The organism is Phreatobacter sp. (assembly GCF_051860605.1).
In the GTDB taxonomy this organism is placed as follows: domain Bacteria; phylum Pseudomonadota; class Alphaproteobacteria; order Rhizobiales; family Phreatobacteraceae; genus Phreatobacter.
The window spans coordinates 173,737-186,346 of record NZ_JBHYDR010000001.1 but is presented as its reverse complement, the minus strand read 5'-3'; the positions used below and the strand labels follow the sequence as shown (position 1 = coordinate 186,346).

The window sequence follows — 12,610 nt, the reverse complement described above, 5'->3', positions numbered from 1 at the left end:
GTCCATCGCTCCCCGGTCTGGTCGGAATGCTCTGGCGGCCCGTGCTCGGATTCGCCATTCTGGCGCTCCTGCCGCTGATCTTTCGTGAGCCCTTCACGCTCGGCATGGTGACGCTGGCATTCATCGGCGCCGCCTCGTCCCTCGCGTGGAACCTGAGCGGTGGCTATGCCGGTCAGCTTTCGCTCGGTCACGCTGCCTTCTTCGGCATCGGCGCCTATGCCTCGACGCTGCTTTTCCTCAAGGCCGGCATCAGTCCCCTCATCGGCATGTGGCTTGGAGCGGCGGTGAGCGCGATATCGGCTGCTGCTCTCGGCGCTATCACGATGCGCCTGAAGGGCTCGTTCTTCGTGATGTCCACTCTTGCCTTCGGGGCGGTCGTTCACATCACCGCGGTCAACCTGCGGGATCTGACGGGAGGTTCGTCCGGGCTCGCAATTCCGCTGCAACCGAGCCTCTCCAATCTCGTCTTCACCGACAAGCTCGCCTATGCCTATGTCGCGCTTGGCCTGGTCGCCGTCTATTACGTGCTGACCCGGGTGCTGGCGGCCAGCAAGGTTGGCTATGCGCTGGTTGCGTTCCGCGAGAACGATGATGCAGCGCGTGCGCTTGGCATCCGGACACTTCCAGTTCGCATCGGTATCTTTGCCCTCTCCGCCGCCATGATCAGCCTGTGCGGCACCCTTCACGCCCAGTATTTCCTCTACATCGACCCGGATAGCGTCATGAGCCTTAACCTGTCGCTCACTCTCGCGCTGATGGCGATCGTCGGCGGCCTTGGGACGGCTCATGGACCGATCATCGGCGCCATGCTGGTCACTGCAGTGTCGTTCGGGATGCAGGCCTACCTCGGAAACCAGATTTCTGGCCTCACGCAGATCGCCTATTCCGCGATTGTCATCGCGGTCCTGCTGTCGGCGCCCGCAGGCCTCGGGCCCGCAATCGGCCGCCTGGTCGCGCGGAGGCTTGCATGGCAACGCTGAAAGCGACCGGGCTGACCAAGCGCTTCGGCGGCCTGACGGCTGTCAGGGACGTCGGCTTCGAGGCGAAGCCAGGCGAGATTCTCTCCATCATCGGTCCGAACGGCGCAGGCAAAACGACGGTCTTCAACCTGCTGACCGGCTTCCTGAAGCCCGATGAGGGAACCGCCAGCCTGGATGGCGCGCCCCTTGCTGGACTGTCCCCAGAATCACGCTGCGAAGCGGGCCTCGTGCGAACCTTCCAGATCGTCCAGCCGTTCAAGGGGCTGAGCGTCCTCGACAACGTGGTGATGGGGGCCATGCTGCGGGCGGGTTCGGTCAAGTCCGCCAGAATCGCTGCCCGTCAGGTCCTGGTCGATCTCGACATGGTCTCGCTGCTCGACGTGCCCGCCGGCAGTCTTCCGATCGGCGACCGCAAGCGCCTCGAAATGGCCAAGGCGCTGGCGACCCAACCAAGAGTGCTCCTTCTCGACGAAGTGATGGGCGGCCTCATCCCGGTCGAAGTGAAGCGGATGATCGCCTTCATCCGTGGACTGCGCGACCGTGGACTGACCATTGTCGTGATCGAGCACCACATGAGCGCGGTGATGCAGCTCTCCGACCATATTCTGGTGCTGCAGAACGGCCAGCCGATTGCCACCGGAACGCCGGAAGAGGTGTCCCGCAATCCCGAGGTCCTGGCGGCCTATCTCGGCCCGAACTTCGCTCTTGCCGGAGCGGTCGCATGCTGAGCGTCAGCGATTTGACAGTCCGCTATGGCGACGTGCTCGCGCTCGAGAACCTCTCCTTCTCTGTCGGTGCAGGGCAGATCATCGGCCTGGTCGGCAGCAATGGTGCGGGCAAGTCGACGACCCTGGCCGCGATCTCCGGCCTCGTGAAGAGCCGGACCGGCGCCATCACGCTGGACGGTCGTGACCTGATGGCCCTTGCGGCCCACGATATCGTCGGCCTGGGTCTCGTTCACGTCCCGGAAGGACGCCGGCTCTTCCCGTTCATGACGGTTCTCGAAAATCTGGAGCTTGGCGCCTTTGGAAGCGCCGCCCGCAACAGGCGCGCCGAACAGCTCGACTACGTCTTCTCATTGCTTCCCAAGCTGGCCGAGCGACGGCAGCAGCTGGCTGTGACCCTCTCCGGTGGCGAACAGCAGATGGTGGCGATCGGGCGCGGGCTGATGTCCTGTCCGCGTTTGCTCATGCTCGATGAACCCACCCTCGGCCTCGCCCCCATGCTGGTGGAGGAAATCTTCCGCCTCGTGCGTGCCATTCGCGACAACGGCATACCGGTTCTCATCGTCGAGCAGCAGGTCGTGCACGCCCTCGAATGCGCCGACTATGCCTACGTGCTGGAAAGCGGTCATTGCGTCATGCAGGGGCATGGTCGCGACTTGCTGCAAGATGACGGATTGCGCCGTGCCTATCTCGGACTCTAAGCCATCGCCTCAGGACATGAAGGCGCGTCGTCGCTCCGTCAGGACCGAGCGCAGACGCTCGGAGATTCTTGATGCGGCCAAGAAGGTCTTCCTCGACCGCGAATTTGGCACTGTAACCATCGACGAGATTGCTGAAGCGGCGGCATTCTCGCGTGCGACTATCTATCTTTATTTCAAGAGTAAACAGGATGTCTATACAGGCGTTCTGTTAAGAGACATGGATATGCTTATCACAGGCCTGACAAGTTCACTTGTAAAGACAGACACGGTGAGAAACAATCTGTTTAGAATGGCGACATCATATATGAATTTCTTCAGAAGTCATCCGGAATATTTTGCGACACTATCGTTCTACTTCTTTCCTGGCCGCCGTGAGCCGCTACCGGAAGAAGCTTCCGCAACGATCGAGGCTCGCCTGTCGGACGGCATTCTCTCGATCGAGGAAGCGATCAGGCTCGGTATCGAGCGTGGCGAGGCAAGGCCCGTGGATGCGCGCGCGGCGACCCTGTCGCTATGGGCCCAGTGGATGGGCAACGCCTACCTCGCCGTGACCGGCCAGACCGCCGACTACGGGCGGACGATGGAACAGGTCTTTGCAGATGGCATCGATATCTTTCTGGAGGGGATCATCGTCCGGCCGACGTCCTGATGACCGGCCACGCGAGTCCAGACTGCTCGGAATGCAAAGGAAAAGCGCCATGTCGGTGGAGACGTACTATCTCAAGGGCAACGGTCGCGTCCCGAACTCCCGTCTGCCTCTGCTGATCTATCGAGGGGCCGTCCGTGTCGGTCCGGCCGAGCTTGAGGATCAGATGCGGCGCAACGCCTGGCCGCCGGAGTGGCACAGTTCCTTCGGCATGTACCCGCGCCACCATTTTCACAGCGACGCGCACGAACTTATCGCGATAACACGCGGCACGATGATCGGACTGTTCGGTGGCCACGACGGGGTGAGGGCCACGGTCACCGCGGGCGACGTCGTCGTCATTCCGGCCGGGGTCGGGCATTTCGGAGAATCCATCACGGACGATCTGCGACTGACCGGAGCCTTTCCCGCCGGATACGCCATCCACGATTTCCGTCTCGGCTACCCGGACGAGTACGCGCGCATGGTGGATCGCGCCCAGCGCGTGCCCATCCCCGCGCATGATCCCCTCTATGGCGCAAAAGGACCGCTCGTCGAGATCTGGTCCAACGCCTTGTCAAGGAACAACTGATGCCCGTTGCAGAAGTCTCCGGAGCCGGAATTGCCGGCCTGACCGCCGCTGTCCTTCTCGCCCGCCGCGGCTGGAAGGTGAGGGTTCATGAACGCAGTCCCGAACTGCGTGCGAGCGGCAATGGAATCACGATCTTCGAGAACGGGATTCGCGTCCTAGAGGCGCTTGATCTCGCGCCCGACGTCGTCTCGCACGGCCATCAGTTGAACCGCTTCGTCATCTGCCGCAATACCGGCGAGACGGTTATCGAGTACGATCCTCAGGAGGCCACCGGTGGCCGCATCGTCATGTTCCAGCGGCAGGAGATTGTCGACCTTCTGTCGCGTGCGGCTCTTGCCGCCGGAGCCAGGATTTCACTCGCCTCCCGCGTTGTCGGCGCCGATCCCCAGGGCGCCTTGCTGCTTGAGGGCGGTGAGCGGCTCGAAGCCGATCTTGTGATCGGCGCCGATGGCATTCATTCCAATGTCCGGCGTTCGGTTGCGGGCGACCTGACCCTTGGCAAGCATCGAAAGGGTGCCATCCGGATGCTCATCCCGACGGATGCGAGCGATTTCCCTGACGGCAATCTCTACATGGCCCGCGAGTTCAACCATCCCAACGGTCGGCGCGTCGGCATCCTGCCGTGTTCGACCACGGTCTCCTACATGATCCTGGTGTCGCTCCGCTCGGATACGCCGGCCCATGCCGTGCCGATAGACCCCTCGCTCTGGGAAGACTCGTTCCCGACGCTCGGCCGCTTCTTTGCCCGGGTGGGAACACGTGGCCATTATGATGCCTACCACTCCATCTCCCCGCCATCATGGCACTTCGGGCGCTGCGCACTTGTCGGCGATGCGGCGCATGGCATGACCCCGGCCCTTGGTCAGGGTGCCTGTTCATCGATGATGACGGCCTATGCCCTGGGCAGCGCCAACTTTGAGACTGCGGCTCTCGACACGGTGCTGTCCCGCTGGGAGGCCGGCATTCGACCGCTGATCGACTTCACGCAGAAATTCGCCGAGGGCATCACCGAAGGCCGCCTCGATCCAAACAACGAAGTCTTCTTCGCTGACCCGAGCCTGAGACCGATCCTGGAAGCCGACATCCCGCGGCAGGCGCGTGAGCAGGCGTCCGAACACGCCTGACACGGTACGACTTCAACATCATGGCGAGAGGCGCACATGTTCAAGACTCCACCTCCTCCGGAGACTTACGATACGCTGTCCGATACGTCTGCCTATGCCCGGCCGGTCGATGACTTTGGCGATCCGTCCGTCACCGATGATCCGGTCGGCAACTTGCGGAAGCTGCGCCAGATGATGATCGTCAAGCGCCGCTATCTCGCCCAGGACGCGATGACCTATCCCGTGATGTTCATTGGGCGCGCGCAGGACATCGCCGAGGTGCAGAAGCTCATCGCGGCGCTCGATGATGCGATCGCACACGAAGAGCAACTCGGAGGGCCCCGGGACGCATGAGGGCCGAATGGGGTGTGCCTGCGGTAGCGGTCACGATGACTGTTGCCGGCTTGGCACCAGTCCGCCAGCCATTTCAACCGGACACCAGGGCGGGTTGCCAGGCCGGCGGCCGCGAGCTGCCGGGCCGATATGAGACACGCAACCGGACTGCGCCTCCAAACCACCAGCCTGCACAGGTAGTCGGTCGTAGGCTCCATGCCGCCGCACCACCGCGCGATGCTGCCCGGGGCCGTTGTGAGCGACAGACAGGCGCCGCTCGTTCAAACCCCTGTGATGATGCGCTTGCCAACCATGGTGCGGCCCTACTTCCCCGGCATCGATCGTCGACGGAGGATCACAGTGCGCCGCGCCCGCAGGTGCGCGGTCCGGCCGATCCGATTGACCAACGGGCAGGAGAGACTGTGTTGACGATTGACCGATCAACCCGCCGCGGCTTCCTTGCCGGCACGGCGATCACGGGCGCGGCGTTCATGACCGGGTCGTCGGGCATTCTGGTCCCGGCCGCGGCGCAGGGCCTTGCACCCACGCCAACCATGCGGGGCGGGGCCAACAATTACATCCCCGGTGCGCCGGTCGTCAGCCGCATCGGCGGCGGCGGGTTCTGGATGACCGGCACCGTGCGCCGCGCAGGCGACGGTGCTCCGCTTTCAGGCATCCGCATTCAGATCTGGGCGCACACGACGGAGGGTCGGGAGTCCGACCGCCACAGCCATGGGGCAACCCTGACCGGCCCGGATGGCAGCTTCCGGCTGGAAATGCCGCAGATCGTTCCGGCGTTCGGCCAGCCGCACGGCCATCTCGCCTACGAGGGTGCGGGCTTCAGAACCGTATTCCTGCGCCCCGTCATGTCCAGTTCGCGCGACACCAGCCTCGCGGCCCATTTCGTGTTGCAGCCCGCCTGAGCCTTGTGCCGTCCATCCGTGCCGTTCTGATCTGGGCTCTCCTGGCGGTCGCCATCGTGGGGCCGCTGGCGATCGCCGCGGCAAGTCCGCTGCTCGCATGGCGGGACCCGGTCTATATCGCTGCCGGATTTGCGGGCATCGCAGCCATGGCGCTGCTGCTGCTTCAGCCGTTGCTGGCCGGCGGATACCTGCCCGGCCTGCATGCCCGGACGGCGCGGCGCGTGCATCGATGGCTCGGCGTGTCTCTGGTCGCGCTGGTCATCGCCCACGTCGCCGGCCTCTGGGTGACGAGCGCTCCCGACGTCATCGATGCGCTGCTTTTCGATTCGCCCACACCGTTCTCGTCCTGGGGCGTCGTTGCCATGTGGGCCGTCTTTGCGGCGGCCCTGCTGGCGCTGCTTCGCAAGCCCCTGCGGCTCGGCCCGGCCGTCTGGCGGATCGGCCATACGATGTTGGCTGTCGTGATCGTGGTCGGCAGCATCGTCCACGCGCTGCTGATCGAAGGAACGATGGGGCCCATCTCGAAAGCGATGGTCTGCCTGCTGGTTGCCATCGCCCTGGCGAGGATCCTGATGGATCTCGCGGTCTGGATTCGCGCGCGACGGCAGGGCATCCGCAGGCTCGGGTGAGCCATGCCTGTACAACAGGTAACCGTCCGTTCGCCGATGCGGTTCGGGCGATCGCCTATCGGGGCGGGATGAACGGGCGCCGCTTGCCCTCCCCGCGGGGCAGGCGGGCCGCCGTGCGAAGCGCCCGCATGATCCAGCTGCGCGAGTCCTTCGGGTCGATGACGCCGTCGATCTCGAGGAAGGCTGCCATGTTGACCGCTTTCCCGCGTTCGTAGAGCTCGGCCACATGGCGCTGATAGGTCGCCTCGCGCTCGGCCGGATCGGAAATGGCGGCGAGTTCGTTGCGGTAGGCGAGGCGTACGGCGCCCTCGAGGCCCATGCCGCCGAACTCGCCTGTCGGCCAGGAGACGATGAAGACCGGCGCCTGGAAACTGCCTGCCGCCATGGCCTGCGCCCCAAGCCCGTAGCCCTTCCGGAGCACGATGGTCATCACCGGAACGGTCAGCGCGGCCCCGGAGAGGAACATGCGCGACACGCGCCGAACCAGCGCGGTCGACTCGGCTGGCGGGCCGACCATGAATCCCGGCGTGTCACAGAGGTTCAGGATCGGAAGGCCGTGGCCCTCGCAGAGCTCCATGAAGCGGGCGGCCTTCTCCGCACCCTCGGCGTCGATGGCGCCGCCGAGATGCCGGGGGTTGTTGGCGATCAGGCCGAGCGGCCGGCCTTCGATCCGGACAAGGGCCGTGAGGATGCCGATGCCGTGGTTCGGGCGCAGTTCCAGAACCGATCCCGTGTCGGCGATCAGGTCGATGACCGCGCGCACATCGTAGGCCCGCAGCCGGTTCTCGGGGATCGCCGTTCTGAGGCGCTCCTGGTCGGCGCAGTCCCAGGCCTCGACCGGCCCCTGGAAGTAGGACAGATACTGCTTGGCCGTCGCCACCGCTGCCGCCTCGTCGGCAACCAGGATATCGACCACGCCGTTCGGCACCTGAACCGCCATCGGGCCGACTTCCTCGGGCGTGAACACGCCGAGGCCGCCGCCCTCGATCATGGCCGGGCCGCCCATGCCGAGATTGGCATTCTCCGTGGCGATGATGACGTCGCAGCAGCCAGCGACTGCTGCATTGCCGGCAAAGCATCGGCCGGAGACAATCGCCACCGTTGGCGCCAAGCCGCTGTGGCCGGCGAGCATCCGGAACGTCGGCACGTCGAGACCGGCAACGCCCATATAGTCGGTCTCGCCCGGACGCCCGCCGCCGCCTTCGGCAAAGACCACAAGCGGCAGCTGCTGCTCGCCGGCGAGGCGCAGCATGCGATCCATCTTCTTGTGGTTCATGAAGCCCTGGGTGCCGGCGAAGACCGTATAGTCGTAGGACATGACCATGCACCGCGACTGCTCGTCGCCGAACCGGTCGCCGTTCACCGCGCCGATGCCGCAGATCAGCCCGTCGGCCGGGCTCATGTCCCTGAGCTCGTCCAGCGAGCGCCGCCGGCGCTGGGCCGCGAGCGCCAGCGCGCCATACTCCATGAAGGTGCCGGCATCGCACAGGTGCTCGATATTCTCGCGGGCCGTCCGCTGTCCGGTCTTGCGGCGCCGCGCAACCGCCTTCGGGCGACGGTGATCCATCAGCGCATCGTGAAGGTCGCGCACCTCGGCGAGGTCGGCGCGAATGACGGCCGGTCCCGCGTCGTCGGCATCGCCGTCCTGCGCGACCGCGACGTCGCCGGGCTCGAGAAAGGCCAGGGCCTCGCCGGCATCGACCTGGTCGCCGGGCCGGAACGGCAGGAGGCGAACGAAGCCGGTAACGTCGCTCGTCACCACATGCTCCATCTTCATCGCCTCGATGACTGCGACCTGCCGGCCTGCTGCGACCGCCTCGCCCTCGGCGACATCGACCGAGACGATGCGCCCGCTCATCGGCGCTTCGACCGGGTCGGTTCCGGGCGGGCCCTCCGTCCGCGTCTGCCTCATGCTCTCGGCAGGCTGGCCCGCTGCAACGGTGCGGCTCACGCGCGGAGCCGCGGCCAGGGATGGCCCGTTGCGTTCGACGAAGGCGGTATCGAAGGCGCCTGCGAGAACCTGACCATCCGTCAGCAGCGCCTGCAGGACCGCGATGTTGGTCTCGACCCCGTCGATGCGGAACTCCGAGAGGGCCCGGAAGGCGCGGCCGGCCGCATCGGGCCAGAGCCCCGAGGGGGCCGTTGCAATGACCTTGGCGAGCAGGGAATCGAACGCCGTCGACGTCCGGTAGCCCGCATAGCCGAACGTATCGACCCGGATGCCCGCGCCACCCGGCGGGTCGAAGGCGACAAGCGTTCCGCCGGTCGGCACCGCCTGTCCGTCCGGGGCCATGCGCTCCATGTTGACCCGGACCTGCACGGCCATGGCCGACGGCATGGCGGGCTCCTCGCCGAGCGCAAGGTCCGCCAGCGTCTCACCGGCGGCGAGGCGAATCTGGGTGGCGACCAGATCGACCCCGGTGACAGCCTCGGTCACCGTATGCTCGACCTGCAGGCGTGGATTGGCTTCCATGAAGACGAAGCGCCCGGCTGCATCGTCGACCAGGAACTCCACCGTCGTCAGCGTGCGGACGCCGGCGGCGCGGCCCAGCGCGATCGCAGCCGCGATCATCTCCTTCCGCAGAGCCGGCGACAGGTTCGGGGCGGGCGCGATCTCGACCAGCTTCTGGTGCCGCCGCTGGAGGCTGCACTCGCGCTCGAACAGATGCGTGACGCGGCCGCTGGCATCGCCGAGAATCTGCACCTCGACATGGCGCGCAGGCCGGATCAGTTCCTCCACATAGAGGGCATCCGAGCCGAAGGCCGCCTTCGCTTCCGCGCCGGCGCTGCGCCAGGCATCTGCAAGATCCTCGGCCCGGTTCACAACCCGCATGCCGCGACCGCCACCGCCTGCCAGTGCCTTGACCATGATCGGCCGGCCGCCCTGGCCCAGCATGAAGGCCTGCGCCTCATCGAGGCTGATGGCGCCCGCCGTGCCGGCCGCAAGCGGCAGGCCGGCCTCCGCCGCCAGCCGCCGTGCTGCCGCCTTGTCGCCGAACAGGGCCAGCGTCTCCGGTGCCGGACCGATGAAGACGAGCCCGGCCGCAGCGACCGCGCGCGCAAAGTCGGCGTTCTCGGACAGAAATCCGTAGCCGGGATGCACTGCGTCGCAGCCTGTCCTCACGGCGGCATCCACCACGGCCGCAATGTCGAGATAGCCCGCCGCGCCGCTGCCTGGCAGTTCCACGGCCTCGTCGGCGCGCGCCACATGCAGCGAGGCCCGGTCATCTGGCGTGAACACGGCGACGCCTGCAATGCCCAGGTCGCCGAGCGCACGCAGAACCCGGACCGACACCTCGCCACGGTTCGCAATCAGAACTTTATGGAACATGCTGCCTTCGATGGCTTGAGGAGATGGCGCCGCGATCAGCCTTCGAGCTTCTCGCGCTTGACGGAGATGCCTGCCGCTTCACGGTCCCACGTATCGGCTGTGATGCCGTCCTTGCGAATGAGATATTTCTCGACCTTGTTGGTCGGTGTCTTCGGAAGGTCGGCGATGATGCGCACGTAGCGTGGCACCATGAAATGGGCCATGCGCGGCGTCAGGAAGGCGAGCAGGTCGGCGGGATCGAGACTGCGGCCCTCGGCCAGCGACACGGCAACCAGGATATCGTCCTCGCCGTGGGGGCTTGGCACCGCCACGGCCGCGGCCTCGCGAACGGACGCATGGGCGCAGACCTCAAGCTCCACCTCGAAGGACGAGACATTCTCGCCGCGCCGGCGGATGGCGTCCTTGAACCGGTCGACGAAGAAGTAGTTGCCGTTCTGATCGATCCGGAAGGCGTCGCCGGTGTGGAACCAGCCGTTGCGCCAGGCGGCGGCGGTCGCCTCCGGATTGGCGTTGTAGCCATGATTCAGCGCCCAGGGCGCATCGGTGCGGATCACCAGTTCCCCGATCTCGCCGCGCGGAACCTCGCGGTCGTGCATGTCCACCAGCCGGAGCTGCACCCCGCGACGCGGTTTTCCGCATGTGGCCGCGATGGTCGGGTTGGGCTCGGCCACCAGCGGGCACGAGACTTCGCTCATGTTGAACAGGGTGCGCGTCGTGACGCCGAAGCGGTCCCGGAAGGCGACGCCCTCGGGGCTCAGCGGAATGATGATGACGTTCCGCAACGGCGTGTCGCGCTCGCCCGGCTTTTCCGGCTCCTTCATCAGGAAGGAGGCCATGACGCCGAGCAGGATCACGACAGTCGTTCCGGTTGAGGCGACGGTGCTCCAGAACGTTCGGGTATCGAAGGCATCGAGCAGCGCGATCGATCCCCCCGCAGCCAGCATCGCATAGGTCGGCGCTGTTCCCCCCACATGGAACATCGGCAGGTTGACCATGAAGCGGTCGTCGGCGCCGGCGAACGGCACGCCCTCGCCGTCCGCGGCCAGCGACGTCGCCATGGCATGGAGATGGGCATACGAGGAGAGCACCCCCTTCGAGGGACCCGTGGTCCCGGACGTGTAGATGATGCTCTGGGTGTCCCAGGGCTCGACCGGGCGGGCGAGCGGCAGGACCTCGTGGTCTCCGCGCAAGCTGTCTGGTGGCAGGATCTCCAGGCCAGGCACATCGCCTGCCGTTCCGCCCAGGACCACGACCCGTTCGAGTGCGGCCGTATCGACATGGCCGAGCCGGTCGAGAAGCCCGGCATGGCCGATCATCAGCCGCGCTCCGGAATTTCGGATCACATGCTCGAGGATGCCGCCGCGATAGGCCGTGTTGATCGGCACATAGACCGCGCCGGCATAGTTGATGGCGAACCAGACCTTCAGCCCCTCGACGCCGTTCGGAAGCCAGACGAGAACGTGCTCGCCCTGCGCGACACCGAGATCCTGGAGGCCGCGGGCAATGGTCCTGACCTCGTCGCGCATTGGGCCATAGCCGATGCTGCGGCCGTCGGGCAGAACGACGAAGGGCTTGTCGGGTGTCGCCTCCGCGTGGCGGTCGAGCAGATCGCGCAGGACGCAGGTCTCCCGGCCAGGCATGTCACTGGCTGCCATGGTCTCCTCCGCTGCGCCATTGAAGGGTCTGCGCATCCCGGCTTCGGCCAGCCGGGCTCGTCCGATCCATGCTAAGCCGCAGCAGCCCGAAATCAATAGACCGAATAATTATTGTGCTCGTCCGTCCGGCTGATAGCATGGAGCCAACGAACAACCGCGGGCACAATCCACAGCATGGTCCGAAAAACAGCTGCAGGCCAGCCGGCACCGGAGCGGGCGCGGCGCGCGAGAAGCCCGGCCCAGGACCGGGACAAGGCGCTATCCGCCGTGCCAGGCGAGGCTTCCAAGCGCGCTCCGGGGCGGCCGCGCAATTCAGAACGCGACCGGCCGGACCAGACTCGCGACCAGTTGCTCGATGCCAGCATCGTGCTGTTCGCCCGCTACGGCTTCGACACGGTGACGACCGGCCAGATCGCCGAGGCAGCTGGCCTGACCCAGTCGATGGTCCACTATCATTTCGGCACCAAGACGAAGCTCTGGGAAGAGGCGATGCGCCGGCTGATGCGTCAACGCGGGCGGCTCTTCCGGGTCACGGCACGCGATCTTGCCGGCCTCTCGCCACTCGACAAGCTCAAGGTCCTGACCCGCAGGCTCATCGAGGCCAATGCCGCAAGCCCCGACCATGTGCGCATCGTGGTCTATGAGGCGACGACGCGCAGCCCGCGTCTGCAATGGCTGGTGGAGAACTTCCTCGCCGCCGGCTTCGGCGTCTTTGACGATGCCGTCCGCGAGGCCATGGATGCAGGCGTCATCCGACGCGCACCGATCCACGACGTGACCAATGCCGTGACGTCGGCCGCCTCGCTGAGCTTCGCCCTGCACGCCATCGTCAAGGACATGTACAGCGTCGACCTCGGCGAGGCCGAGGCCGTGCGGTCGTTCTCCGACACCCTGATCGAGATCCTCTTCAACGGTCTCCTTGTCACCAGGGCGACCCAGGAGGCGCCGCCGCGCCGGCGCCCGGCCAGCAACCGCGCGGTTTGACGCCGCATCCCCCGACAGGCGGATGCCGA

Annotated in this window: 12 protein-coding genes; 10 read left to right on the top strand and 2 right to left on the bottom strand. The window is 66.1% G+C overall.

The genetic code is table 11. The annotated features are described in order from the left end of the window. Positions 1-41 precede the first annotated feature (41 nt). From ACTIFS_RS00825 to ACTIFS_RS00785, 9 genes are all read left to right on the top strand, one after another. Positions 42-980 carry a branched-chain amino acid ABC transporter permease gene (locus ACTIFS_RS00825; protein WP_439572132.1) on the top strand — a complete coding sequence of 313 codons (939 nt, stop codon included), beginning with the start codon at positions 42-44 and terminating at the stop codon, positions 978-980. After that, positions 968-1,708 carry an ABC transporter ATP-binding protein gene (locus tag ACTIFS_RS00820; protein WP_439572131.1) on the top strand — a complete coding sequence of 247 codons (741 nt, stop codon included), beginning with the start codon at positions 968-970 and terminating at the stop codon, positions 1,706-1,708. The genes ACTIFS_RS00825 and ACTIFS_RS00820 overlap by 13 nt, the downstream gene beginning before the upstream one ends. After that, complete coding sequence (locus tag ACTIFS_RS00815; RefSeq protein WP_439572130.1) at positions 1,702-2,406, top strand: ABC transporter ATP-binding protein; 705 nt, start codon at positions 1,702-1,704, stop codon at positions 2,404-2,406. The genes ACTIFS_RS00820 and ACTIFS_RS00815 overlap by 7 nt, the downstream gene beginning before the upstream one ends. After that, a complete protein-coding gene (locus ACTIFS_RS00810) occupies positions 2,387-3,055 on the top strand; it encodes a TetR/AcrR family transcriptional regulator (RefSeq protein WP_439572129.1) in 669 nt (222 codons plus the stop codon). The genes ACTIFS_RS00815 and ACTIFS_RS00810 overlap by 20 nt, the downstream gene beginning before the upstream one ends. A gap of 49 nt (positions 3,056-3,104) precedes the next feature. Beyond that, on the top strand, positions 3,105-3,623 hold the full coding sequence (locus tag ACTIFS_RS00805) for a cupin domain-containing protein (RefSeq protein ID WP_439572128.1): 519 nt from the start codon (positions 3,105-3,107) through the stop codon (positions 3,621-3,623). Then, complete coding sequence (locus tag ACTIFS_RS00800; RefSeq protein WP_439572127.1) at positions 3,623-4,747, top strand: FAD-dependent oxidoreductase; 1,125 nt, start codon at positions 3,623-3,625, stop codon at positions 4,745-4,747. The genes ACTIFS_RS00805 and ACTIFS_RS00800 overlap by 1 nt, the downstream gene beginning before the upstream one ends. Positions 4,748-4,783: 36 nt before the next feature. Beyond that, positions 4,784-5,080, top strand: a complete 297-nt coding sequence (locus tag ACTIFS_RS00795) for a hypothetical protein (protein ID WP_439572126.1) — start codon at positions 4,784-4,786, stop codon at positions 5,078-5,080. Between the two features lie 404 nt (positions 5,081-5,484). After that, positions 5,485-5,982, top strand: a complete 498-nt coding sequence (locus tag ACTIFS_RS00790; RefSeq protein ID WP_439572488.1) for a twin-arginine translocation signal domain-containing protein — start codon at positions 5,485-5,487, stop codon at positions 5,980-5,982. 5 nt (positions 5,983-5,987) lie between these two features. Next, positions 5,988-6,611 (top strand): ferric reductase-like transmembrane domain-containing protein, encoded by a 624-nt coding sequence (locus ACTIFS_RS00785; protein WP_439572125.1) that lies wholly within the window; start codon positions 5,988-5,990, stop codon positions 6,609-6,611. 55 nt (positions 6,612-6,666) lie between these two features. Here ACTIFS_RS00785 and ACTIFS_RS00780 read toward each other — a convergent pair whose 3' ends face one another. Both ACTIFS_RS00780 and ACTIFS_RS00775 read right to left on the bottom strand, forming a co-directional pair. Then, the gene (locus ACTIFS_RS00780; protein ID WP_439572124.1) at positions 6,667-9,942 is read right to left on the bottom strand and encodes a carboxyl transferase domain-containing protein; all 3,276 of its coding nucleotides are present in this window, start codon (positions 9,940-9,942) and stop codon (positions 6,667-6,669) included. A gap of 35 nt (positions 9,943-9,977) precedes the next feature. Further along, positions 9,978-11,597: an AMP-binding protein gene (locus ACTIFS_RS00775; RefSeq protein WP_439572123.1), complete on the bottom strand. Its 1,620-nt coding sequence runs from the start codon at positions 11,595-11,597 to the stop codon at positions 9,978-9,980. A gap of 174 nt (positions 11,598-11,771) precedes the next feature. Here ACTIFS_RS00775 and ACTIFS_RS00770 point away from each other — a divergent pair, with 174 nt between their 5' ends. Beyond that, complete coding sequence (locus ACTIFS_RS00770) at positions 11,772-12,581, top strand: TetR/AcrR family transcriptional regulator (protein ID WP_439572122.1); 810 nt, start codon at positions 11,772-11,774, stop codon at positions 12,579-12,581. The last annotated feature ends 29 nt before the right edge of the window (positions 12,582-12,610 follow it).